The organism is Cupriavidus pampae, assembly GCF_914271485.1.
Taxonomy (GTDB): Bacteria; Pseudomonadota; Gammaproteobacteria; order Burkholderiales; family Burkholderiaceae; genus Cupriavidus; species Cupriavidus pampae.
In genome coordinates this window covers 387473-411365 of sequence record NZ_CAJZAG010000008.1, presented here as the reverse complement: position 1 = coordinate 411365, position 23893 = coordinate 387473, and the positions used below count along the sequence as shown (strand labels likewise).

At 64.7% G+C, this 23893-nt stretch carries 19 protein-coding genes; 9 read left to right on the top strand and 10 right to left on the bottom strand.

Annotated features, from left to right (window positions below; translation table 11 throughout):
- Positions 1-8 precede the first annotated feature (8 nt).
- Entirely contained in the window at positions 9-692 is a 684-nt protein-coding gene (locus tag LDO41_RS21915) for a hypothetical protein (protein WP_223991996.1), read from the top strand.
- Between the two features lie 39 nt (positions 693-731).
- On the opposite strand, the gene LDO41_RS21910 is transcribed toward LDO41_RS21915, so the two are convergent.
- From LDO41_RS21910 to LDO41_RS21895, 4 genes are all read right to left on the bottom strand, one after another.
- Positions 732-1769, bottom strand: a complete 1038-nt coding sequence (locus LDO41_RS21910; RefSeq protein ID WP_223991995.1) for a Fe(3+) ABC transporter substrate-binding protein — start codon at positions 1767-1769, stop codon at positions 732-734.
- Between the two features lie 75 nt (positions 1770-1844).
- The gene (locus LDO41_RS21905) at positions 1845-2243 is read right to left on the bottom strand and encodes a hypothetical protein (RefSeq protein WP_223991994.1); all 399 of its coding nucleotides are present in this window, start codon (positions 2241-2243) and stop codon (positions 1845-1847) included.
- Positions 2244-2252: 9 nt separating this feature from the next.
- The gene (gene lolA, locus LDO41_RS21900; protein WP_223991993.1) at positions 2253-2900 is read right to left on the bottom strand and encodes an outer membrane lipoprotein chaperone LolA; all 648 of its coding nucleotides are present in this window, start codon (positions 2898-2900) and stop codon (positions 2253-2255) included.
- A 103-nt stretch (positions 2901-3003) separates the two neighbouring features.
- Positions 3004-5361, bottom strand: coding sequence for a DNA translocase FtsK (locus LDO41_RS21895; RefSeq protein ID WP_223991992.1), 2358 nt, complete (start codon positions 5359-5361; stop codon positions 3004-3006).
- Positions 5362-5541: 180 nt separating this feature from the next.
- Between LDO41_RS21895 and trxB the strand changes: the two genes are divergently transcribed.
- The 3 genes from trxB (at position 5542) to LDO41_RS21880 (ending at position 7919) form a co-directional block, all read left to right on the top strand.
- Positions 5542-6489: a thioredoxin-disulfide reductase gene (gene trxB / locus LDO41_RS21890; protein WP_223991991.1), complete on the top strand. Its 948-nt coding sequence runs from the start codon at positions 5542-5544 to the stop codon at positions 6487-6489.
- Between the two features lie 104 nt (positions 6490-6593).
- Positions 6594-7268, top strand: coding sequence for a Smr/MutS family protein (locus LDO41_RS21885; protein WP_223991990.1), 675 nt, complete (start codon positions 6594-6596; stop codon positions 7266-7268).
- A 3-nt stretch (positions 7269-7271) separates the two neighbouring features.
- A complete protein-coding gene (locus LDO41_RS21880; protein WP_223991987.1) occupies positions 7272-7919 on the top strand; it encodes a trimeric intracellular cation channel family protein in 648 nt (215 codons plus the stop codon).
- 71 nt (positions 7920-7990) lie between these two features.
- On the opposite strand, the gene glnK is transcribed toward LDO41_RS21880, so the two are convergent.
- Entirely contained in the window at positions 7991-8329 is a 339-nt protein-coding gene (glnK, locus tag LDO41_RS21875; RefSeq protein ID WP_061957551.1) for a P-II family nitrogen regulator, read from the bottom strand.
- A gap of 136 nt (positions 8330-8465) precedes the next feature.
- Positions 8466-10535: an NAD(+) synthase gene (locus tag LDO41_RS21870; protein WP_223991985.1), complete on the bottom strand. Its 2070-nt coding sequence runs from the start codon at positions 10533-10535 to the stop codon at positions 8466-8468.
- Between the two features lie 161 nt (positions 10536-10696).
- Here LDO41_RS21870 and LDO41_RS21865 point away from each other — a divergent pair, with 161 nt between their 5' ends.
- The gene (locus LDO41_RS21865; protein ID WP_223991984.1) at positions 10697-11881 is read left to right on the top strand and encodes a GNAT family N-acetyltransferase; all 1185 of its coding nucleotides are present in this window, start codon (positions 10697-10699) and stop codon (positions 11879-11881) included.
- 82 nt (positions 11882-11963) lie between these two features.
- Here the strand turns inward: LDO41_RS21865 and ppa are convergent, their stop codons facing one another.
- The 3 genes from ppa to LDO41_RS21850 all read right to left on the bottom strand — a co-directional run bounded on the left by ppa (position 11964) and on the right by LDO41_RS21850 (position 13771).
- Positions 11964-12491 (bottom strand): inorganic diphosphatase, encoded by a 528-nt coding sequence (gene ppa, locus LDO41_RS21860; protein WP_223991983.1) that lies wholly within the window; start codon positions 12489-12491, stop codon positions 11964-11966.
- 262 nt (positions 12492-12753) lie between these two features.
- The gene (locus LDO41_RS21855) at positions 12754-13158 is read right to left on the bottom strand and encodes a hypothetical protein (protein WP_223991982.1); all 405 of its coding nucleotides are present in this window, start codon (positions 13156-13158) and stop codon (positions 12754-12756) included.
- Between the two features lie 259 nt (positions 13159-13417).
- A complete protein-coding gene (locus tag LDO41_RS21850; RefSeq protein WP_223991980.1) occupies positions 13418-13771 on the bottom strand; it encodes a hypothetical protein in 354 nt (117 codons plus the stop codon).
- 2 nt (positions 13772-13773) lie between these two features.
- On the opposite strand from LDO41_RS21850, the gene LDO41_RS21845 reads away from it, so the two are divergent.
- From LDO41_RS21845 to LDO41_RS21830, 4 genes are all read left to right on the top strand, one after another.
- Positions 13774-15210: an aldehyde dehydrogenase family protein gene (locus tag LDO41_RS21845; protein WP_223991979.1), complete on the top strand. Its 1437-nt coding sequence runs from the start codon at positions 13774-13776 to the stop codon at positions 15208-15210.
- Positions 15203-15445: a hypothetical protein gene (locus tag LDO41_RS21840; protein ID WP_223991978.1), complete on the top strand. Its 243-nt coding sequence runs from the start codon at positions 15203-15205 to the stop codon at positions 15443-15445. The genes LDO41_RS21845 and LDO41_RS21840 overlap by 8 nt, the downstream gene beginning before the upstream one ends.
- Positions 15446-15515: 70 nt before the next feature.
- Positions 15516-16274, top strand: coding sequence for an SDR family oxidoreductase (locus LDO41_RS21835; RefSeq protein WP_223991976.1), 759 nt, complete (start codon positions 15516-15518; stop codon positions 16272-16274).
- A 61-nt stretch (positions 16275-16335) separates the two neighbouring features.
- Entirely contained in the window at positions 16336-17640 is a 1305-nt protein-coding gene (locus tag LDO41_RS21830) for an MFS transporter (RefSeq protein ID WP_223991974.1), read from the top strand.
- Positions 17641-17683: 43 nt separating this feature from the next.
- Here LDO41_RS21830 and LDO41_RS21825 read toward each other — a convergent pair whose 3' ends face one another.
- Complete coding sequence (locus tag LDO41_RS21825) at positions 17684-23881, bottom strand: hybrid sensor histidine kinase/response regulator (RefSeq protein WP_223991973.1); 6198 nt, start codon at positions 23879-23881, stop codon at positions 17684-17686.
- Between the last annotated feature and the right edge of the window lie 12 nt (positions 23882-23893).

Here is a 23893-nt window from a genome sequence, read left to right as displayed (position 1 = left end):
GGGTATTTATGCTGCGTTACCGCATGTTGTTGTTCAAGACTTCCAGGCTGGCGGCAAAAAACAAGCTGAGCAACGTGGAAGAGATTTCGCTGGCCGGCCAGTTTGCCGAACTGATGGAATCCCAGGACGACGCGGACCGGGTGATCACGGATCTGATCGACAGCGACAACCCACAGATGCGGCGCATCGGACTGCATGCGATCCGCCGCGGACGCCGATTTGGAGGCCGCCTGCTGATGCCCGCATTGCTACGACGCCTGCAGGATCCCGAGGGCTGGCTGCGTCATGACGCCGTATGGATCGCCCAGGAAGCCGCGCTCGATGGCGGCGAGTTGCGCGCGGCGCTGCGCCGCGTGGCCGGTGGTGTGCAATTGCCGCAGGATGCCGTACGCGCCCGCGCCAACCCCGGCGATGGCATGTTGCATGCCGCCGTGCGTGCGCGTCAGGTGCTGGACGTGCTGATTGCGAAATCGGCTGCGGAAACCAATGCCGCGCTGGCCGCGGGCGGCGGACTCGCCGGCGCCACCGACGGCAAGCCCTACGCGCAGGACTCGGTCGGTCATATCGGCGCCGTGCATCGTCAACTGCAGAAACGCATGGCCAAGCGCAAGCTGAGCAGCAGCACGCGCCTGAAATTCCGCAAGGTCGAAAAGACCTATCCGCCCAACGACAATCGTCGCTTCCTGCTGTAAAAACAGGGCGGGCGGCAGCCTCGGCGGGCTTGGCGGGCTTTAGCGGAAGCCCGCCTTGTCGACGATCTTCTGCGCCTCGGGCTGGTACTTGCCCAGTTCCGCGACGTTGATCTTGTCGGCCTTGAACGTGCCAAGCGCCTCGAGCGCCGGGTTCGCGATCTTCACGCTCGGCACCACGGGCCATTCGTTGTTGCCATCGGCAAAGTAGGTCTGCGCCTCGTCGCTGGCAAGGTACTCGAGGAATTTCACCGCGGCCTCCTTGTTCGGCGCGTGCTTGAGCATGCCGCCACCGGACACGTTCATGTGCACGCCCTGACTCGACTGGTTCGGCCACACCACGCCGAGCTTCTCGGCCACGGCCTTGTCTTCAGGCTTGGTCGATTTCAACAGGCGCGCGATGTAATAGGTGTTGGCGATGGCCACATCGCATTCGCCGGCCGCGACCGCCTTGAGCTGATCGGTGTCGCCACCCTTCGGGGCGCGTGCCAGGTTTGCCGCGACGCCGCGAGCCCAACCCTCGGTTTTCGCCTCGCCATCGTGCGCGATCAGGCTCGATACGAGCGACAGGTTGTAGACGTGACCGCTCGAACGCGTGCAGAGCTTGCCCTTCCACTTCGGATCGGCCAGATCTTCGTAGCGCGTAATGTCGCCGGGTTTCACCGCGGCCTTGTTGTACGCGATCACGCGCGCGCGTGCCGAAAACCCAAACCAGTCGCCGGCGGGGTCGCGATAGTTAGCGGGAATACGCGAGTCGAGCACCTTCGATTTCACGGGGGCGAACACGCCGGCCTGCTGCGCGCGCCAGAGCCGTCCGATATCGACGGTGATAAACACGTCGGCCGGACTGTTGGCGCCTTCGTTCCGGATGCGCTCGAGCAGCGGATCTTCCTGGCCCTCGATGCGATTGATCTTGATGCCGGTCTGTCGCGTGAAGTTGTTGTACAGCGACTCGTCGGTCTGATAGTGCCGCGCGGTGTACAGGTTGAGCACCTTCTCCTGCGCGCCGGCTGGTACGGCGACTGCGGCGGAACCTAGCAGCGCGGCCAGTACCAGCAGCCTTCCCCCTTGCTTCGTCATCGTCTTCTCCGTGAACGGATGTTAGCCAGTGACGATAATCATTCGCATCGAGGGGGTCAAATTACAAATTTGTCATCAACCCTTGGCGCGCTCGGCCAGCGTCTTCATCGCATCGGCGGGCAGCGGGCCGTGGCAGCTGCGTTCACCACTAGCTTCGCTGACGATCAGCCAGACCTTGTCCGGCGTGCCCGCCGGATGCAGTAGCCACGCGGGGCGCAGACCCGTGGCCGGCAGGTCCTCGAGCGCCCCGCTTGCCGGCGATTGCAACAACGTCGCGCATTCGGTGACGGAGACACGCGTGGACTTCAGGAAGTCGGCATTGCCGATGACCTCGGGCAAGGCCGTATCCGAGCCCCGCAGGAAGGCGTCGACATCGAAATGGCGCGCGCTGCCGGGCACGGCGCAGGCGGACAACAGCGCGACGACGCCGAGGAGGGGAGCAAGGGTCAGGTGCGGGATGGGAGCGTTGGACATCGATCGACCTTATTGCTTCATGACATCGGCGCCCTTGGGCACCACGAACCGGAACGTATCGGCCGGCAGCGAAGGATTCTTCTGCATGTTCGTGAACGTGAGCAGCGTCGTGTTGCCGAACGCGTCGCGCAACTCCATGGCTTCGAGGTTACCGCCCTTGAAGCCGATGCCGATCCGTTCGAATTGCGTGTCCTTGGACTTCGGCGTCAGTTCGAGCCACTCCACACCGTCCCGCGTCGGGCCATTGGCGATCGTGAAATTCTTCTCGAAATCGTTGCTGCCGAACAGGATCGCGGCCGGGCTCGAACCCAGCGCGCCATCGAGCTTGCGCTCGGTCACCTGATTCAGGTCCTTGTCGAAGATGTAGAGCGTCTGGCCATCGGCCTGCAGCAACTGGTCGTACGGCTTGGTGTAGCGCCATACGAACTTGCCGGGCCGGGCGAACGCGAACGTGCCGCTCGACGTTCCAGCCACCTTGAGGATGTCGCCCTGCCCCTTGACCTGCTTCTGCGTGAACTCGCCACGCGCGCTCTTTACCGTCGACACGAAGCTCTGCAGCTGATCGACGGCGGCGGCGTGGGCATTGGTGCTTATCGCCGGTGCGAACGCAATGGTGGCAAAGGCCGCAACGGTGGACGCAAAAACGCGAAATCGCATGAGTTTTGTTCCTTTCCCTGTGGTTTTGCTCAGTTAGAGCATGGCGCGGCCGGGGGATTCCCGGCGCGCCTGTGACGGACGTAACAGTACGTTAGCCGGGAGCTTACTCGTCGTCGCGCGCGGCGGCCCCGCCGCCTTGCACGAGGATGTCGCGATTACCATTGCCGGACATCGCCGAGACCATGCCGGCCTTCTCCATATCCTCGAGCAGCCGCGCCGCGCGGTTGTAGCCGATACGCAGGTGACGCTGCACCAGCGAGATCGAGGCGCGACGGTTCTTGAGCACCACCTCGACGGCCTGATCGTAGAGCGGATCGGCCTCGCCACCGCCACCACCGATGCCGGCACCACCGCCAAGGCTGTCGCCGCCACCGTCACCATCGACGATGCCGCCCTCGAGAATGCCCTCGATATAGTTCGGCTCGCCTGCTTCCTTGAGCTGGCTGACCACGCGGTGCACTTCCTCGTCGGAGACGAAGGCGCCGTGCACACGCACCGGAAAACCGGTCCCCGGAGCGAGGTACAGCATGTCACCCATGCCGAGCAGCGCTTCCGCGCCCTGCTGGTCGAGAATCGTGCGCGAGTCGATCTTGCTGCTGACCTGGAACGCGATACGTGTCGGCACGTTGGCCTTGATCAGGCCGGTAATCACATCCACCGACGGCCGCTGTGTGGCGAGCACGAGGTGCAGGCCCGCGGCGCGTGCCTTCTGCGCGATACGCGCAATCAGCTCTTCGACCTTCTTGCCGACGACCATCATCAGGTCCGCCAGCTCGTCGATCACAATCACGATCGTCGGCAGCTTCTCGAGCGGTTCCGGCGCGTCCGGCGTCAGGCTGAACGGATTCGGGATCTTCTCTTCCTTCGCGGCCGCTTCCTCGATCTTCTTGTTGTAGCCCGCGAGGTTGCGCACACCAAGCTTGCTCATGAGCTTGTAGCGGCGCTCCATCTCGCCGACCGCCCAGTTCAGCGCATTGCCGGCCTGGCGCATATCGGTCACCACCGGGCACAACAGATGCGGAATGCCTTCGTAGACGCTCATTTCGAGCATCTTCGGGTCGATCAGGATCAGGCGCACGCTCTCGGCCTTGGCCTTGTAGAGCAGCGACAGGATCATCGCGTTGATGCCGACCGACTTGCCCGAGCCCGTGGTACCCGCGACCATGCAGTGCGGCATGCGCGCGAGGTCGGCCACCATCGGCTTGCCCGCGATGTCCTTGCCCAGCGCCATGGTCAGGCTCGAGGCACTTTCGTTGTAGATTTGCGAACCGAGAATTTCAGACAGGCGAACGGTCTGGCGCTTGGGGTTCGGCAGTTCGAGCCCCATGTAGTTCTTGCCCGGAATCGTTTCCACGACCCGGATCGAGACCAGCGACAGCGAACGCGCAAGGTCGCGTGCCAGGTTCACCACCTGGCTGCCCTTGACGCCAGTGGCCGGCTCGATTTCGTAACGTGTGATGACGGGGCCCGGGTAGGCGGCCACGACCTTGACCTCGACGCCAAAGTCCTTGAGCTTCTTCTCGATCAGGCGCGACGTGAACTCGAGCGTTTCGGCGCTCACGGTTTCCTGATGCGAAGGAATCGGATCGAGCAGCGACAGCGGCGGCAGGTCGGAGTCCTGGATATCGGCGAACAGCGGCTGTTGCTTTTCGCGCTCCACTCGCTCGTGCTTGGGCACGGCCTGCGGACGCACGATCTGCACCGGCGCGGCTTCCTCGTGCCGTACGCGCTGGACTTCGACGGTTTCGGTGCGTTCGACCTTGGCGGCCTCGCCGATGATGCGGTCCTGCTTGCTTTCGCGGCGGGCCTTGAAACCGAGGAACAGCGACTCGACGAAACCGCCGACGTGTTCGGCCACTGAGAGCCACGAGAAATGGAAGAACAGCGACAGCCCGATAGCGAACAACGTCAGCAGCAGCAGCGTCGCGCCGGAGAATCCGAGCGCGAGTTGCAGCCAGCCGCCGAGCAGGTCGCCCAGCACGCCACCCGGCGCGCGCGGCAACGCGGCGCGCAGCGGATACATGCGAATCGCCTCGAGGCCCATGCTCGACACGAGCGTCAGCGCGAAGCCGATCCAGCTGACCGTGATGCTGCCTTCGCCGGCCTCGTCGCGTTCATGCGTGTCGCGGTGGACACTGCTGGGAAACTCGGCGGTCACCGCGCGCCAGCCGCGCCAGCAGCGGCGCAGGAGCAGCACGCTCCACCAATATGCGGAAAAACCGAAGATGAAGAACAGCACATCGGCCAGCCAGGCGCCGACGCGGCCGCCCAGATTGTGGATATCGGCCACCTGATTGGCGTGGGACCAGCCGGGGTCCGCCTTGCTGTAGCTGGCCAGGACGCAGAGAAAGCCCAGCGTGACGGCCAGCAGCAGGAACCAGCGCACCTCGCCGAGCAGCTTGCCGATGCGGGAAGGCAGCGCGGACGGGTCGGTACGGGTTGTCGTGGTAGCTCGGGCCATGCAGGAGACGGAGTGCCTAATGTGGACGATGGCGGCCATTTTACTCTCGGCGGCGCCTATCGCCCTCATTGGAATTTGCAACAGTGAGCAAATGCCGCACCACTTATAATGGCGGCTTCGAATTCAAGCCGGCGTGAGGCTTCCAAAGTGGGGAAGCCGCGCCAGTCACAGGAACGCATCATGTCCAAACACGCAAAAGTGCTCATTCTCGGCTCCGGGCCCGCGGGTTATACCGCCGCCGTCTACGCGGCCCGCGCCAACCTGAACCCGGTTCTCGTCACCGGGCTGGCTCAGGGTGGCCAGCTGATGACTACGACCGACGTGGAGAACTGGCCCGCCGACGCCAACGGCGTGCAGGGTCCGGAACTGATGCAGCGCTTCCTGGCGCACGCCGAGCGTTTCAACACGGAAATCATCTTCGATCACATCCACACGGCCAAGCTGACCGAGCGCCCGATCCGTCTGATCGGCGACGCCGGTGAATACACGTGCGATTCCCTGATCATCGCCACCGGCGCCTCGGCCCAGTACCTGGGCCTGCCGTCGGAGGAATCGTTCATGGGCCGCGGCGTGTCCGCGTGCGCCACCTGCGACGGCTTCTTCTACAAGAACCAGGAAGTGGCGGTGGTCGGCGGCGGCAATACCGCCGTGGAAGAGGCGCTGTATCTGTCGCACATCGCCAGCAAGGTCACCGTGATCCATCGCCGTGACGATTTCCGCGCCGAGCCGATCCTGCGCGATCGCCTGCTGCAACGCGTGAAGGAAGGCCGCGTCGAGATCCGTTTCGACAGCACGCTCGATGAAGTGACGGGCGACGAGTCGGGCGTGACCGGCGCCAATATCCGCAACGTGAAGACCGGCGCGGTCGAGGCCGTGAAGCTCGCGGGCGTGTTTATCGCGATCGGCCACAAGCCGAACACCGACCTGTTCGTGGACCAGCTCGAGATGAAGAACGGCTATATCGTGACCAAGAGCGGCCTGATGGGCGACGCAACGGCCACGAGCATTCCGGGCGTGTTCGCGGCCGGCGACGTGCAGGACCAGATCTATCGTCAGGCGATTACCAGCGCGGCCACCGGCTGCATGGCCGCGCTCGATGCGCAACGGTATGTGGAAGCGCTGAAGTAATTGTTGTTGCGTCACTGCCCTCACCCCCAACCCCTCTCCCAGAGGGTGAGGGGAGTGAAGCGAGTGGCGGCTATAATCGGGCGTCGTGCTTTTGGAGAAGTTCCATGTCGCAAGGCGGCCCAAAATCCAATCAAAACTCGGCCAGACGATTCGGGTTAGACAACCTCTCCGGCCTGCGTGACACGCTGAAGGCCGATGCCGAGCGTCGCGAAGCCGAGCGCGTCGCGGCCGAAGCCGCCGCGCAACGCGCGCGTGAAGAGGCCGATGTCTTTCGCACCAGCATCGGCAACGTCAGTCAGTTGCGCGATCGCAATCGCATCAATCATCCCCCGCAACATCCCGCACCGGTCCCGGTGCAAACCCAGCGCGAAGATCAGGCCGTGCTCGCGGCATCGTTATCGGACGAATTCGATATCGAGAATTTGCTCGATACGGAAGAAATGTCGTTCCGCCGGCCCGGGATTGGGCTCGACGTCGTGCGCAAGCTCCGTCGTGGCGAATGGGTGCCCCAGGACAAGATCGATCTGCATGGCCTGCGCCGCGAGGAAGCGCGCGAGGCGCTGGCGGAGTTCATCCGTCGTTCGGTCCGCAACGGCGTGCGCTGCGTGCGCGTGATCCATGGCAAGGGCAATGGCTCGCCGGACAAGCTGCCGGTGCTCAAGGGCAAGGTGCGCAGCTGGCTGGTGCAGAAGGAGGAGGTCATCGCCTTCGTGCAGGCGCGCGAAACCCAGGGCGGCGCCGGCGCGGTGATGGTCCTGTTGCGCCAGCCCCGCGGCTGACGCATGCACCTGCACCTCCCCTTCGATCTGCTGTTCGGGCGCCTGCCGCTGATCCTCCACGTGATGGAGGTGATTGGCGTGCTCGCGTTCGCGATTTCCGGCGTGGTCGATGCGCGCAAGCAGCGGCTCGATGCCGTGGGCACCTTTATCGTCGCGTTTGCCACCGCGTTCGGCGGCGGCACCGTGCGCGATGTGCTGCTCGATCGCCGGCCGTTCTACTGGGTCGAACACGAGTATTACGTGATGCTGATCTTCGTGATGTCGATCGGCGCCGCCATCGTGTTTCGCGTGGTCAGCTCGGTGCGCTCCGATCGCGCCATGCTCGTGGCCGATGCGATCGGCCTCGGATTGTTCTCGGTGACCGGCACCTCGCTGGCGCTGGTTGCACAGATGACGCCGACGGTGGCCGTCATGATGGGCATCATCTCCGCGGTGTTCGGCGGCGTGGTGCGCGACGTGCTGTGCAACGAGGTGCCGATGATCCTGCGCGATCGCTCGCCCTACGCGACATGCTCGTTCGTGGGCTGCTGGGTCTACGTCGGACTGACGTGGATACGCGCGGACCAGGAGGTGGCGCTGCTGACAGGGGCGCTGGTGACGATGGCCATGCGGCTGGTATCGGTGCAGTTCGGCTGGAAGCTGCCGAGTTAGCCCGACCCCGAAGACGAAAAAAAACCGGCTTATGGCCGGTTTTTTTACATGCCGCGCGGTGTCGACAAATATCAGACCGCGGCTTCGTCCTGCTCGCCGGTGCGAATACGGATGACGCGTTCGATCTCGGTGACGAAGATCTTGCCGTCGCCGATCTTGCCGGTGTGAGCGGCCTTGACGATCGAGTCGAGCACGGTGTCCAGCTGGTTCTCAGCCACCACGACCTCGATCTTGATCTTGGGCAGGAAGTCCACGACATACTCGGCGCCGCGATACAGTTCGGTATGGCCCTTCTGGCGGCCGAAGCCCTTTACCTCGGTGACCGTCAGACCGGTCACGCCCACATCGGCCAGCGCTTCGCGTACTTCATCGAGCTTGAAAGGTTTGATGATCGCGGTAATCTGCTTCATGTCCGGCCCCTGCTTGTTGTGGTCAAAGATGACCGATTTTAGCGCGAAACGATTCTGCCGGATCAGAGGGGACGCCAGCGACACCCGGAAATATACGTGTGCTGGCCCACTTTTATCGATTCCGACCGCGAATTCGTCAATCTGGAATCCGCGCGAGGTCCCGTAACCAGACCACTGATTCCGCGTCACTCGGCGCGCGCCAGTCGCCGCGAGGCGACAGCGAGCCGCCCGAGCCCACTTTCGGTGCATTCGGAATGCACGACCGCTTGAACTGGCTCGTGCGGAAGAATCGATCGACAAAGATGGCGAGGATGCGCTTGATTTCCGCGATTTCGTAGGCGTTGCGGGGGACTTCCGGTCCGTTCGGCCACGCGCCACGCTCCGGGTCGCCCCAGGCCGACAGGGCCAGGAACGCGACCTTCGATGGCGAAAAGCCAAACCGCAGCGTGTAGTAAAGGTGGAAGTCCTGCAGCTCGTACGGCCCGATGATCCGCTCGGTTTTCTGTTCCGGCGCGCTGTCGGCGCCGCCACCCTGCCCCGCCGCGCCGCTCGGCACCAGCTCCGGGCTGATATCGGTGTCGAGCACGGCCAGTAGCACGTCCTTGCCTTCCGCCACCACCTGACCGGTATCCGCGACCCAGCGCACGAGGTGGCTGATCAGCGTTTTGGGCACGCTTGCGTTGACGCTGTAGTGCGACATGTGGTCGCCTACCCCATAGGTGCACCAGCCCAGCGCGAGTTCGCTGAGGTCGCCGGTGCCGATCACGATCGCGCCGTGGAAATTGGCCAGTCGGAACAGGTGATTGGTGCGCTCGCCGGCCTGCACGTTCTCGAACGTAACGTCATACACGGGCTCGCCGCGCGCGTACGGATGATCGAGGTCCTTCAGCATGGCGAGGCAGCTCGGGCGGATATCGATCTCGCTCGCGCTGCAGCCGACGCGTGCCATCAGTTCGCGGGCCTGTGCCAGCGTGCGTTCGCTGGTGGCAAAGCCCGGCATCGTGTAGGCGAGGATATTCGCGCGCGGCAGGCCAAGGCGATCCATGGCCTTGGCGCAGACCAGCAGCGCATGCGTGGAATCGAGTCCACCCGAAACACCGATGACCACCTTCGACAGCTTGCTCGACGACAGCCGCTGCACCAGCGCCTGCACCTGGATGTTGTAGACCTCCATGCAGCGTTCGTCGCGCTGTTGCGGATTGGCCGGTACGTAGGGGAAGCGCGCGATATGGCGAGTCAGCGGCAGAGCCTCGATGGTGGGCACCTCGACGCGAAATGCGATCACCTCGAAGCGCGCGACTTCCTCGCGATGGCGCCGCACCGAATGGCCGAACGTGACCTGATGCATGCGTTCGCGCGACAGACGCTCCACGTCGACATCGGCGCACAGCAGGTGCGACTTGTCGGAGAAGCGCTCGGACTCGCCGAGCAGTTCGCCGTTCTCGTAGATCAGCGCTTGCCCGTCCCACGCGAGGTCGGTAGTCGATTCGCCTTTGCCCGCCGACGTGTACAGATAAGCGGCCAGGCAGCGCGCCGATTGTTGCGAGACGAGCTGATGGCGGTAGCCGGACTTGCCGATGACGATGTTCGACGCCGACAGGTTCACAAGCACGGTCGCGCCGGCCAGCGCCGCGAACGACGACGGTGGCACCGGCACCCAGACGTCCTCGCAGATCTCCACGTGGAAGCGGAAGAACGGAATGTTCTCGACCTCGAACAGCAGGCCCGCGCCGAATGGCACCGTGGCGCCGAGCAGCGAGATGCGCGAGACCGACGCGTTGTCGGCGGCGCTGAACTGGCGGGCTTCGTAGAACTCCCAGTAGTTGGGCAGATAACTCTTGGGCACCACGCCGCGGATGACGCCGCCGGCCACCACCACCGCGCAGTTGAAGAGCTGATGTTCGACCAGCAGCGGCATGCCGACCACGATGGCGGGGGCGATGGTCGCCGACGCTTCGACGATCTGTTGCAGCGCCAGCTCGCACTCGCGCAGCAGCGCGCGCTGGTGAAACAGGTCGTCGCAGGTATAGGCCGACAGGCCAAGCTCGGGGAACGCGACCAGCGCGGCACCGTTGGCGGCGGCCTCGCGGGCGAGCGCGATGGTCTGTTCGGCGTTGTACGCGGGATCGGCCACGCGGCACTCGGGCACGCCCACCGCCACGCGCGCAAAGCCGTGGGAATACAGGTTGAAGAACGGATGCGTCATGTCTGCCTTTGTGGGCGCATTGTCTGGGCGCAATGGTCAATCTCGATACACGCATTCTACGTCGCATGGCGGTTCGGGTTGAGGGATGGCCACTTGCCTGCGTCGGCAAGCCAATTCCGGTAGACTCGTCCGGTGCCGCCGTCGCGGCAATTCATGACACGATGTCCGATCACAGCCCTGCCGATATCCGTACCGAGATTGTCGAGGACCTGAGCCGCATCCCGCCCGCACAATGGGATGCGCTGCTTGCGGCCCAGCCGGAACCGACCCCCTTTCTCCGCCATGCGTTCCTGCACGCGCTGCATACGAGCGGCAGCGCGGCCGACGACACCGGTTGGTCGCCGCGCTACCTGACGTTGTGGACCGGCACGGAAGGCGGCAGCGACGAACGGCTGATCGCGGCCATGCCGCTCTACGCCAAGGCCCATTCGTATGGCGAATATGTATTCGACTGGGCGTGGGCCGATGCGTATCAGCGCCACGGCGTCGAGTACTACCCCAAGTGGCTGTCGGCGATTCCATTCACGCCCGTGCGCGGCGCGCGGCTGCTGGCCGAGAACGCGGAGGCGCGCGCGCTGCTGGTACGCGTGGCGCTCGCGCTGGCCGAGGACTCCGGCATGTCGTCGCTGCACGTGCTGTTTCCCTCGGCGGAAGAAGAGCCGCTGCTGCAGGAAGCCGGCATGATGATGCGCCATGGCGTGCAGTTCCACTGGACCAATGCTGGTTACGAGAGCTTTGACGCGTTCCTGGCCACGCTCTCGCAGAAGAAGCGCAAGAACATTCGTGCCGAACGGCGGCGCGTGGCCGAGGCCGGCATTACGTTTCGCTGGCTGCGCGGCGCCGAGATCGATGACGAGGCGTGGAAGCTGTTCAACCGCTGCTATCGCCAGACCTATCGCGAGCATCATTCCACGCCGTACCTGAGCCTGGATTTCTTCCGGCGCATTGGGGCGGATATGCCCGAGAACCTGCTATTGGTGATTGCCGAGCGCGAGGGGCACCCGATCGCGACGTCGCTCGTGGTGTATGACGCTGATCCGGCCGTCAGCACGTTGTACGGCCGCTATTGGGGCGCGCTGGAGCACCATCCCTGCCTGCATTTCGAGACCGCGTATTACCAGCCGCTGGAATTCTGCATCGCCGAGGGCATCGGTACGTTCGAAGGTGGCGCGCAGGGCGAGCACAAGATGGCGCGTGGCTTTCTGCCGGTGGCGACGCGCTCGGCGCACTGGCTCGCGCACCCGTCGTTCGCCGATGCGGTGGAACGGTTTCTGGAGCGCGAGCGCGAGGGGATGGACGCGTATCTGGACGAGCTCGGGGAACGCAACCCGTTTGCCAAAGGGTGACGAAAAGCGGACGAAAGCGCCGACGAAAGCGCCGACGAAAAAAAACCGCCATCGCTGGCGGTTTTTTATTGGTGCGAACGACTTACTTCTTGTAGTTCGCCACGCCGTCGGCGATTTCCTTGTGCGCTTCTTCAACGCCAGCCCAGCCGTCCACCTTGACCCACTTGCCTGCTTCGAGTGCCTTGTAGTGCTCGAAGAAGTGCTTGATCTGGTCGAGCAGGTTCTGCGGCACATCGGACAGACCCTTCATGAACGCGGTGGCCGGGGACAGCTTGTCCACGGGCACGGCCACCAGCTTGGCGTCCACGCCGCCTTCGTCGGTCATCTTGAGCATGCCGAGCGCACGGCAGCGCACCACCGCGCCGGCCAGGATCGGGAACGGCGACAGCACGAGCACGTCCACGGGGTCGCCGTCGCCCGACAGCGTCTGGGGAATAAAGCCGTAGTTGGCCGGGTAACGCATGCCGGTACCGATGAAACGATCCACGAACAGCAGGCCGGTTTCCTTGTCGGCCTCGTACTTCACGGGATCGCTTTGGGCGGAGATTTCAATGATGACGTTGAAATCGTTCGGGATGTCTTTGCCCGGGGAGACGAGGTTGAAGCTCATGCGGATTCTCCAGATGGCTGGTGTTGTCGGATGGCGGGCATTATAGCTGGTTGGAGGTTGCCTACACCCGCCCGCGGTCCCGCGCGGACGGCCGGCTGTAGACGCTGGGCGTGCAATGGCGCGACGGTCGCACATGCTGCGAGAACCGCAGTTCCGAGCTTGCAAAGCCTGCGGCCCGGCGATGCATGTCGTGTCAACCTTCTTGCTAGGCTTCCTCTCGAATTCATCTCACCCTCTGCACTCACGGTAACAATTGGGCGATCTACTCCAAGTCAATACTCAGAAACGTTCCCTCTCCATATTTCATTCTATGTTCTGACAAAGAAATTTCGACGATTTTTCCCGCTATTTTTCCGCACAGTTCCGGATCCACTCCGTTTAAGTAGATCGAGAACATGCATCCGCCATCAATAAATTTCCAAGAGACGAACACATCGTCGCTAGCCGTTCTCCAAAATTGGACATTTCGGATTGCGCCCGAGATGACATCATCTATCAGAGTCGCCGACGAAACACTCTTTTGAAGCCCCTCTTCTGTCCAGGTTGTAATACTTCCGGTGTGTGGATTTACGATCGAGAGATCGAGCGCATCGAACAGTTTCCGGACAAGCGGAAAGGCCTTCTCTAGCCCCTCCGGGATCGCCACGCGACATACTGGCGTCATCATTTACCTCCTGAGAATATCTTTACGTTTCCTTCACCAAGGATTTTCGTTGCAAGATTGATTAGTCGCAGTATGTTGTCCGCCCATCGCCGGACTTGCCATCCGACTTACCTTCTCCTCCACCATTGTCAATGCTCGAGGCCGTTGCATTCACCACCGCGCCCGCAGTTGGCGGTAGCTTATTTCGACCTGTTATTTCTGCCTGCGGGCTCGCGCCGGATGGCGAAGTCTGCCCGTTGTTGCACTTCAATAGATTGACAAACTAGTTGGCCAAATTGTTCGCACCTCGCCCCGCACTTGCCGACTCATTGCGAAGATAGCGTATTTCGCGAGTGCGGTTGCTCTCCACCGACTGACCTGTGGACGCAAGCTTTCCGACTGCGAGCGACGAGAGGCCAGTGCCGACCGCGGCGGCAATTGCATTGCCGCCGCCGATACCAGCGACCATTGCGCCGCCGGCAGCATGCAGCGCTGCGCAGCAAGGACCGCCTTCCTTCCAGCCTGCGACGTCTGCATTGGACTCAGCCAGCGCGGCTCCGTTCTCCTTCGTCGGAGCGATACCCGAATGCGCGATAATGCCGCATTGGCATTCGCTCAATTTATGAGCTGGAGACATTCATGCATGCCCAGCATTTCGTAGCCAACCGGCTGATCGCCCCCGACTCCGGGTTGCGTATCAAGGTATTCGATCCGTCCAGCGGGGAGCCGTTTGCCGAGATCGCGCGTGGCAATGGCACCGATATCAGCGTGGCCGTGCTGGCCGCGCGGCGCGCGTATGACGGCGCGTGGGGGGCGATGGCGCCCGCCGAGCGGGTGCGGCTGCTGAACCGCGTGGCCCTGACGCTGCTCGCGCATGAGGACGAGCTGGCCGCGCTCGAGGCGCGTGACACCGGCAAGCCGCTGCGCCAGGCGCAGGCCGATGCCCGGGCGGTGGCGCGTTATTTCGAGTTCTACGCCGGTGCCGTGGACAAGCTCCATGGCCAGACCATTCCGTATCAGCCTGGTTATACCGTGTTCACCGTGCGCGAGCCGCATGGCGTAACCGGGCACATCATTCCGTGGAATTACCCGCTGCAGATCTTTGGCCGCAGCGTCGGCGCGGCGCTGGCCGCCGGCAACGCGTGCGTGGTCAAGCCAGCCGAGGATGCCTGCCTGTCGCTGCTGCGCGTGGCTGAGCTGGCGGCCGAAGCCGGTCTGCCCGAGGGCGCGCTCAATATCGTGACCGGCTATGGTCATGAAGCTGGCGCGGCGCTCGCGCGGCATCCGGACATCAACCATATTTCATTCACAGGCTCGCCCGAGACCGGCAAGCTCGTATCGCAACTGGCGGCCGAGAATCACGTGCCGGTGACGCTCGAGCTTGGCGGCAAGTCGCCGCAGATCGTGTTTGCCGACGCGGACCTCGATATGCTGCTGCCGGTGATCGTCAACGGCATCGTGCAGAATGCGGGCCAGACCTGCTCGGCCGGTAGCCGGCTGCTGGTGGAGCGCCCGATCTACGAGAAGCTGCTCGACCAGCTGGCCGGTGTGTTCGAAGCGCTGCGCGTAGGCCCTTCCGCGCTCGACCTCGAATGTGGTCCACTGATCAGCCGCAAGCAGCAGCAGCGCGTGTGGGACTTTGTCTCCGACGCGCAGCATGCCGGCATTGCGGTGATGGCGCAGGGCCATATCGTCGGGGAAGCGCCCGAGGCCGGCTTCTATCAGGTGCCGATGCTGTTCCGCGACGTGCCGCCGACGCATCGGCTCGCGCAGGAAGAAGTGTTCGGCCCGCTGCTCGCGGCCATGCCGTTCGACACCGAGGAAGAAGCGCTGGCGCTGGCCAATGGCACGCGCTACGGCCTCGTGGCCGGGTTATGGACGCGCGATGGCGGCCGGCAATTGCGGCTGGCGCGCAAGCTGCGCGCGGGACAGGTCTTTATCAACAATTACGGGGCTGGCGGCGGCGTGGAACTGCCGTTCGGCGGCACCGGCCAGTCCGGCTACGGACGCGAGAAGGGCTTCGAAGCCCTGTACGGATTCACCACACTGAAAACCATCGCCATACAACATGGGTAACATCAATTTTCTGTCGGTCGCATTCGCTATCTTCTTTTTCTGGATGGCCTGGCACGTAAGGAACAAGCGCGCCACCAATCCGTCCGGCATGCCGCGCCTGCAGGTCTTCAAGCGCAAATGGGGCGATACCGTGGGCGACCGCGTGCACTGGTGCCTCTACGTTGCGCTGCCGTTTCTGCTGGCGCTGATGATGGTGGCCAACGCCCTGCGCGGACGGGGGCCGTTTTCGCACTGACCTGAAGGGTAACCAGCGGGCTCACGATCCACGGCGCCAGACCGTGACGGGGCCGATGAGGAGACACCAGATGAGACTTGCCAGCAAGGTCGCCGTCGTCACGGGCGGCGGCTCCGGTTTTGGCGCGGGCATCGCGCAGACCTTCGCGCGCGAAGGCGCGGCGGTGATGGTTGCCGATATGAACCTCGATGCCGCCGAGCGTGTGGCGGCGGCGATTCGCGACAGCGGCGGACGCGCGCAGGCGGTGCTTGCCGATGTAGCGCGTGGCAACGATGTGGCCGCCATGCGCGATGCTACGCTTGCGGCGTTTGGTGACGTGCATATCGTCGTCAACAACGCGGGCACCACCCATCGCAACAAGCCGATCCTCGAGATCTCGGAAGACGAGTTCGATCGCGTGTACGCGGTCAACGTCAAGAGCATCTTCTGGGCCGCGCATCATTTCATTCCCCACTTCCGCAAGCGTGGTGGCGGCGTGTTCGTCAATATCGCGTCGACCGCGGGCATTCGGCCGCGGCCCGGGCTGGTCTGGTACAACGGCAGCAAGGGCGCGGTGATCACCGCGAGCAAGGCCATGGCCGCCGAGCTGGGCCCCGACAATATCCGCGTCAATTGCGTCAATCCGGTTATCGGTGCCACCGCATTGCTCGAACAGTTTATGGGCATGCCGGACACGCCCGAAAACCGCGCCAAATTTCTTGCCACGATTCCGATGGGGCGCATGTCGACGCCGGCGGATGTGGCCAATGCCTGTCTGTATCTAGCTTCGGACGAAGCGGCCTTTATCACCGGTACATGTATTGAAGTCGACGGGGGACGTTGCGTATAGGTTTGCGTGTAGGGCCCTCAGCCATCAGCTGTTCGCGGTATCCACATAACAAGGAGACAGAATGACCGCAGCTACAGTGAATCCTGGCATCAATGCCACTTCCGAGGATGCCATCTACCGCAAGGTGAGCTGGCGACTCGTGCCGTTTCTGCTGCTCTGCTACGTCGTGGCGTATCTCGATCGCGTCAACGTGGGCTTTGCCAAGCTGCAGATGCTCAATGACCTCAAGTTCAGCGAGACCGTCTACGGGCTGGGTGCCGGTATTTTCTTTATCGGCTACTTCCTGTTCGAGGTGCCGAGCAACGTGATTCTGCATCGCGTGGGCGCGCGTATCTGGATCGCGCGCATCATGATCACGTGGGGGCTGATCTCCGCGGCGATGATGTTCGTGACCACGCCGACGATGTTCTACGTGCTGCGTTTTCTGCTGGGCGTGGCCGAGGCGGGGTTCTTTCCCGGCATCATTCTTTATCTGACGTACTGGTATCCGGCGGCGCGGCGTGGTCGCACGACCACGTACTTCATGACCGCGATTGCGTTGTCGGGCGTGATTGGTGGCCCGCTGTCCGGCTGGGTCATGCAGTCGTTCGATGGCCATAACGGCTGGGCCGGCTGGCAGTGGATGTTTCTGATCGAAGGCGTGCCCTCGATTCTGGTGGGGCTGTGGGTGCTGGCGTATCTCGACGATCGCATCAGTCATGCGAAATGGCTGTCGGCCGAGGAGAAGACGGTGCTCGAGCGCAATATCGCGGCCGAGGATCAGCACAAGGAAGATCCGCCGATTGCACGCGTGCTGTCGAGTCCGCGTGTGTGGCTGATGGCGGCGATCTACTTCAGTTTTGTGATGGGGTTGTATGGCGTGAGCTTCTGGCTGCCGACGATCATCAAGCAGACCGGGGTCAGCAGTGCGCTGCATATCGGGTTGCTGACGGCGATTCCTTACGGGTGCGCGGTGATTGGGATGGTGCTGTTTGCGTCGAGCGCGGATCGGCGCGGTGAGCGCCGGTGGCATATCGCGATTCCGGCGATGCTGGGGGCGATCGGGCTGGTGCTGTCGGTGCACTGGCGCGGCGATACCACTATGGCGATGGTGGCGCTGACGATTGCGACGATCGGGATCTTGACGACGTTGCCGTTGTTCTGGAGTCTGCCGACGGCGTTTCTGGCAGGCACTGGGGCAGCCGCGGGGATTGCGCTGATCAACTCGCTGGGGAATCTTGCGGGGTTTATCAGTCCCTATGCGGTCGGGTGGCTCAAGGACGCGACGCAGAGTACGGATTCGGGGATGTATCTGCTGGCGGCTTCGATGGTGGTGGGGGCGGTGCTGGTGTTGTCGGTGCCGGCAAAGATGGTAAGTCGAGGGTAAAGACGGGCCCTCTCCCCGTGGGAGAGGGCCCTCAGAACGCTGCTTACTCGCCCAGCATCTGGGCGACCGAGCCGGCGGTGCCGGCGGCGCGTTCGCCGATGCGCTCGTGGAGCGTGTGCAGCAGTTCGTCCTCGTTGAACGGCTTGCCGAGGTAGACGTCCACGCCGATCTCCATCGCGTAGCTGCGGTGTTTCTCCGCGGTGCGCGACGTGATCATGATGATCGGCATATGCCGCGTACGATCGTCCGCGCGCACGTTGCGCGTCAGGTCGAAGCCGTCCATGTTCGGCATTTCGATATCGACCATCATCGCGTCCGGCATGACCTCCTGCAGTTGCCGCAGCGCATCCACCCCATCGCGCGCCAGCACGACTTGGTAGCCCGCGCGCGACAGCAGCCGCTGGCTGGCCTTGCGTACGGTCAGCGAATCGTCCACCACCATCACGGTCGGCCGTGTGGCCAGACCCGGGACCGGGGTGGCGTCGCCCGCGCGGCCGAGTTCGGCTACCGCGCCGATGGTCTCGACCGGTGCCGGCAGCGGCGATGCCTGATCGCCGCGTTCGCGCACGAAGCGCTGCGCCAGCACCACCGGGTTGTAGATCAGCACGATCTCGCCATCGCCCAGCGTGGTAGCGCCGGCAATGCCTTCCAGACGCGCCAGATGCGGCCCGATGTGCTTGACCACCACTTCGCGGTTGCCGACCACTTCATCGACGTGCACCGCGACGCGATCCGCACCCGAGCGCACCACCACCAGCGGGGAATACTTGCGGCCCGATGCAATCGCCGCGCTCTCCTCGAGCAACGTGCCGAAGTAGAAAAACGGCACATCGCCACCAGCGGCCGCATAGCTGCCGGCGTTGTAGGCCTCCAGCAGCGGCTGCGCGCGCAACTGGTGTACCTGATCCACCATGCCGCTCGGCATCGCGTACAAACGATTGCCCACCGAGATCAGCAGCACCTGCGTAATGGCCGTGGTCAGCGGCAGATGCACGGTGAAGCGCGTGCCGCGACCGGACTCGGTGCTCAGGTTGATCCGGCCGCCGAGCGCGACGGTCTCCGCACGGACCACGTCCATGCCGACCCCGCGGCCCGCCAGCTCCGACACCGCATCCGCTGTCGAGAAGCCCGGCGCGAAGATCATCTCCGTCAGCCGCGCGTCGCTGGCGTCATCGTCGTGCGTCAGCAGTTCGCGTTCGACCGCGCGGCTGCGAATGCGCGCGAGATCGAGGCCACCGCCATCGTCCGAGAAATGCAGCACGACCTCGTTGCCTTCCTGCTGCACTTCCAGCGAGAGCGACCCGGTCGCGGGCTTGCCCGCGCTCTGCCGCACGCTGGCGGCTTCGATGCCATGCACCACCGCATTGCGGATCAAATGCTCGATTGGTCCGGCCATGCGGTCCAGCACCGAACGATCGATCTCCACCGTACCGCCCTTGATCAGCAGCCGCACTTCCTTGCCGGTTTCGCCGGCGGCCTGACGCGCCACGCGATACAGACGCTCCGCCAGCGCATCGAACTGCACCATGCGCGCCTGCATCAGGCCGCGCTGCAATCCGCGCGTCAGACGTGCCTGCGCCGCGAGGTCGCCCGAGGCGCGGTCGAAACCGCGCTGCAGATTCTGCTCGACCGTGGCCACGTCGTTCACGGACTCCGCCATCATGCGCGTGAGTTCCTGGAAGCGCGTGAAGCGATCGAACTCGAGCGGGTCGAATTCCTGATTCTGCTGCTGGTCGGCAATACGCGAAGCCAGCTGCGTTTCCGCCTGAATCTCGATCTCGCGTAACTGGCCACGCAGACGCGCGACGTTGTCGTTCAGTTCGCCGAGGTACGAGCGCAGTGCATCGAGCTCGCTGTCCAGGCGCGCGCGCGTGGCACCCACTTCGCCCGCATCGTTGATCAGCGTGTCGAGCGCGCGGGCCTGCACGCGGACCATCGCGCGCTGACGCTCGCCATCGACTTGCGCGGACTGCGACAACTGCGTGATCTGGGCGATCGGCGCCACGGTGGTGGCCGGCACCAGTGCCGACGTAGCGGCCTCCGCAACGTTGGCTGCGGCATCCGCAGGTCGCGTCTCCGCGGCCGCCGGCGCATCCACGAGGCCGTTGACGACATCCGCATCGTCGGCCCGCAGCAGACGGCCATTCTGTAACGCATCGACGTGCGCGAGCGTACGGTCGTACCAGGCGTAGAGCCGGCGGAACAGATCCGGTTCGATACGCTGGCCACGCACCGCGGTCTCGACCAGCGCTTCCATCTCGTGCGCGGCCTGGCCCAGCGACATCGCGCCAGCCATGCGCGCACTGCCCTTGAGCGTATGGAGCGCGCGCAGCATCAGACCACCATGCTGCGTTTCTTCGGGCGACGCTTCCCAGGTGCGCAGCAGCTTGCCGAGCTCCGGCACACTGCCATGCGCTTCCTCGAGGAAGATTTCGACGAGCGCGGGCTCGAGCAGCGCCGCGTCGAGCGACGGATCGTCTTCCGGCTCGGGAATGTGTACCTCGACCACACCGTCCGCGTCGCGCGCGAACGGCGCGCGCCCAAACGGCGTAGGCAGCGTAAGCACCACCGCGTCATGTACCGGCGGCAGTTCGGTCACCGGCGTCAGATGCGGCGCGGCGACGTCGACCACCGGCAGCGCGTCATGGGTCTGCGCGAGGCCCGTGACGGGCAGCGAAGATTCACCGACGAGCGGCAGTACCGAAGCCTGCGGCAGTTGCTCGAACAACTGCGCGACCGAGCTTTCGTTGCCGGTGCTGATCTGTGGCGGCGGCAGATTGACGCGCGGCCTGACCAGCGCGCGCTCGCCAAACTCGTCGAGACCGCGGCACAGCGCGGGCTCCGCATCGGGCCACACGCCCGCGGCAAACTGATGCAGCATGCCGCGCAGACGTTCCACGGCCTGCTCGAGCAGACGGAAGTCGCCCGGATGCATGACCACTGGATGGTTGCCGAGCAACAGCAGCAGGCGCTCGAGCGCGCCGGCAATCTCGCGCACGGGCTCGAGCCCGACGGTCGAAGCGCTGCCCTGCAGCGTGTGCGCCACGCGCAGCGACAGGTCGCTTGGCGACGGATAGCCGGACAGGCGCCATTCGGACAGATCGGTGGCGAACTGGCGCAGCAGATCGTCGGCTTCCTGCAGATAGACGTTATAGAGCGCCAGGCCGATGCGGATCGGGCCGATCACCTTGTAGTGATCGTCCTCGTTCGACAGCGCGTCGGGCAGGCGGAACGGCAGGACGTTGGTATCGTCGGTGGCCGTGGCGGTGACTGCAACCTCGTCGCTGCCGGGCTCGCTACCGGTCTCGCTGCCGGTCTCACTATCAGCCTCGCTATCGATCTCACCGATCGCATCGCCGGCTTCATTGAACGGCGCAATGACGATGGTCGCGCTGGGTTCGGCAACCACTTCATTCGCCTTCGCCAGCGGATCGATACCGGTCGTCGCCGGCAGCGCATGCGCGGCCAGCAGATCGTCGAGCGACATCGGCTCGGCGGCGCTGGCATGCGAGGCGCCTTGCGGCGGCTCGCGCAGATTCTGCGCATCCTCGATCAGCGACGTGATATCGCGCAGCGACGCCGGATCGCGTTGCAGCGCCAACGCCCAATCGCGCAGCAGCCCATGCGCGCGCTCGAGCAGGGCCAGCAGCGCCGGCACCGGTTCGCGCGCCTCCGCGATCCACAGGTTCATCACCTGTTCGATCGCCCATGCGGCCTCGCCATAACGCATCAGCCCGACCATACGGCTCGAGCCCTTGAGCGTATGGAACGCGCGGCGCACGCGGCTCAGCACGTCGGCATTGCGGAACGCCTCGACCCCACCGGGCAGATCGAGCGCGAGATTGCCGAGCACCTCTTCGGCCTCGGCCAGGAAAATTTCCAGCAGCTCGGCGTCGATCGCCGCCGCATCGGTCGGCATCGGCGCGATCGCCTTCGCCTCACCGGCGGGCGTAGCAACCGGCAGCGCTTCGGCGAGCGCCACGACCAGCCGCTCGGCGGCCGATTCGCTGCCCGCGAGCCACGCATGCAGTTGCGTGGTCGCATCGTGTGCCTGCTTGCGCAGCGCCGCGTCGTCGTCGATCGCGGCCTGATCGGATACCACCTGCAGTGCCGCGCGCAGCCGTGCGACTTCGGTCGAGTCCGCGCCGGCACCGACGCGAATCGCATCGACAGCCGCCGCGCGCGCCGCGGCCAGCGGATTCAGCGCGCCATGCGCCGAGCCATCGAAGCCAGCGTCGCCGCCGGCCAGCATGCTTTCGACGTCCGCGAGCGGATCGGCATCGCGCTTGCCACGTCCGAACTCGAGCGTATCGACGAACGCGTGAACCGCGCCGAGATCCGCCGCAATCGCGGACAGTCGCTCCAGACGAATTTCCGCAGTGGTGGCACCGCCCAGCTCCGCAAGCGCGTCCAGGCGCTCGCGCACGATACCCATCGCCGTGCGCGCGGCGTCGGCCTCGGCGTCAATCCCTGCCGGCATGGCCACGCTGCCCTGCAGGCGTTCAAGCGTCGCCTGCAGCCCGCCGAACGCGCCGATGGCGTCATTGAGCGCGCTGGATACCGCGGGCGCGCCCGGCCCCGCCGGATTGGCCGCGTTGCGGTCATACGTATCGAGCCACGATTCGCCGCTGTCGAGCTGCGCGCGAAGCTGGGTGACAGCGTCTGCGCGCAATGCCTGCGCATGCGCAACCTCTACCATTTCCGCGAGCCAGTCGGGTGCCACGGCATCGGCATCTTCGAGGCAGGCGGTCAACGCTTCGCAGCGCGTCGCAAAGGTGGCCGCGGAGAGATGACCGGAATTGCCATGCACGCGCCATGGCATGGCCAGCGCGCGCGAAAGAAACAGTACCAGGCCCGCCGGTCCGAGCGCGTGGCCCGACAGGTCGTCCTCGTCGATTCTATTGCGGGCGCGCGCCGCACGCGCGTCCTCGCCCTGCGCGGCCGCGGTCGCGATCAGTTGCTGCAGCGCCGGCTGCGCAAGCGGCATCGCGGCTTCCGCCAGCGAGGCCAGCGCAAGCTCCCAGTCGGCCTGTTCAGCCCCAGCCGCGCGCTCGATGGCGCCAGCCGCCTGCTGCAGGTTCTGCGAATCGATCGGATCGAGCCAGCCGTAATAGCGCAGCCGGAAGTCGGCGCGCGCGGCCGCATGCGCGGCATCGATGCGAAACGCCTGCAGGCAGCGCGCGATATCGAGGCGCAGCACTTCGAGCGAGGCCTGCATCGCCGGCGTGCTGCCATCCGGCGTCGGATCGGGCATCAAACCCGTCGACACCAGCAGGAAAATGGCGTCGTTGAGCAGCGCCTGCGGCACACGGATCTGGCCCTGCAGATACTGGCGCAGCAGCAGATGCGCACGCGCGGCAAAACGCTTGGCAAGCAGGTCCGACGGCAGCAGCCCATGGCCGAGGCAACGGAATACCAGCGCCAGCACATGCCAGATCCCACGGTCTGGATGATCGGACGAGCGACGGGAGTCCTGCTCGTGATTGCGCACTTCGTCGAGCGCGGACTGCAACGGCAGCCACGTCTCGCGTAACAGCGAAGCGTCCTGACACGGCGTGGGCAGGCGCAGCGCGCGCAACAGCGCGGCTTCAAAGCGCTGACGCGCACGCGTGACGGCGTTGGCCGAGCGCGTCGGCAGCACCATGCCCGGCAACATCTGGAGTTCCTCGACCCAGAGGTCGCCCGGATGGATGCGATCTTCCTTCATCAACGCCAGCGCGTCGGCATACGGACGGAACAGCCGTAGCGGATCCTCCGCATCGCCGGCCATCAGGTCGTCCACATACTCGGCCAGCGCCTGCACGCCATGACGGAATACCACCAGCGCTTCCGCGCTCGCCGGGACGGTGCCCGCATCGATCGCCTCGAGCAGCCGGCGCAGGGCCTGGCAATACACGTCCACGCCGCGCAGCCCGACGATATGCACCGCACCCGCGGCCTGATGCAGCTGCTGGCCGGCCAGCCGCAGCGACGTGGTGTCGCGCGCGCCGAGCGCCTCGGGCGTCTGCCGCACCTCGTCCATGTAGTGGCCGAGTTCGCTCGCGGCGTCGTCGAGCGCGGATCGCAGGCTCGGCGCGAGCCATGCGAGGGACGACAGGTCGCGTTGCGCCACCACCGCCGCGCCGCCGTCGTTGTCGACGTCAGCCGCGGTGGCATAGGTGGAAAGCATGGCGACATCGCTGTGGCCAATTTGGTCGCTGGGGTCGCTCTGCTCGCTCTGGAGGGTGGAATTCAGGGACATGACGGCTAGGGT

Coding starts and splice junctions, on each gene's coding strand:
- LDO41_RS21855 (WP_223991982.1), bottom strand. CDS start 13,158: ATGATGACGCCAGTATGTCGCGTGGCGATCCCGGAGGGGCTAGAGAAG.
- LDO41_RS21905 (WP_223991994.1), bottom strand. CDS start 2,243: ATGTCCAACGCTCCCATCCCGCACCTGACCCTTGCTCCCCTCCTCGGC.
- LDO41_RS21870 (WP_223991985.1), bottom strand. CDS start 10,535: ATGACGCATCCGTTCTTCAACCTGTATTCCCACGGCTTTGCGCGCGTG.
- LDO41_RS21845 (WP_223991979.1), top strand. CDS start 13,774: ATGCATGCCCAGCATTTCGTAGCCAACCGGCTGATCGCCCCCGACTCC.
- trxB (WP_223991991.1), top strand. CDS start 5,542: ATGTCCAAACACGCAAAAGTGCTCATTCTCGGCTCCGGGCCCGCGGGT.
- glnK (WP_061957551.1), bottom strand. CDS start 8,329: ATGAAGCAGATTACCGCGATCATCAAACCTTTCAAGCTCGATGAAGTA.
- LDO41_RS21850 (WP_223991980.1), bottom strand. CDS start 13,771: ATGTCTCCAGCTCATAAATTGAGCGAATGCCAATGCGGCATTATCGCG.
- LDO41_RS21915 (WP_223991996.1), top strand. CDS start 9: ATGCTGCGTTACCGCATGTTGTTGTTCAAGACTTCCAGGCTGGCGGCA.
- LDO41_RS21885 (WP_223991990.1), top strand. CDS start 6,594: ATGTCGCAAGGCGGCCCAAAATCCAATCAAAACTCGGCCAGACGATTC.
- ppa (WP_223991983.1), bottom strand. CDS start 12,491: ATGAGCTTCAACCTCGTCTCCCCGGGCAAAGACATCCCGAACGATTTC.
- LDO41_RS21880 (WP_223991987.1), top strand. CDS start 7,272: ATGCACCTGCACCTCCCCTTCGATCTGCTGTTCGGGCGCCTGCCGCTG.
- LDO41_RS21825 (WP_223991973.1), bottom strand. CDS start 23,881: ATGTCCCTGAATTCCACCCTCCAGAGCGAGCAGAGCGACCCCAGCGAC.
- lolA (WP_223991993.1), bottom strand. CDS start 2,900: ATGCGATTTCGCGTTTTTGCGTCCACCGTTGCGGCCTTTGCCACCATT.
- LDO41_RS21840 (WP_223991978.1), top strand. CDS start 15,203: ATGGGTAACATCAATTTTCTGTCGGTCGCATTCGCTATCTTCTTTTTC.
- LDO41_RS21910 (WP_223991995.1), bottom strand. CDS start 1,769: ATGACGAAGCAAGGGGGAAGGCTGCTGGTACTGGCCGCGCTGCTAGGT.
- LDO41_RS21830 (WP_223991974.1), top strand. CDS start 16,336: ATGACCGCAGCTACAGTGAATCCTGGCATCAATGCCACTTCCGAGGAT.
- LDO41_RS21865 (WP_223991984.1), top strand. CDS start 10,697: ATGTCCGATCACAGCCCTGCCGATATCCGTACCGAGATTGTCGAGGAC.
- LDO41_RS21895 (WP_223991992.1), bottom strand. CDS start 5,361: ATGGCCCGAGCTACCACGACAACCCGTACCGACCCGTCCGCGCTGCCT.
- LDO41_RS21835 (WP_223991976.1), top strand. CDS start 15,516: ATGAGACTTGCCAGCAAGGTCGCCGTCGTCACGGGCGGCGGCTCCGGT.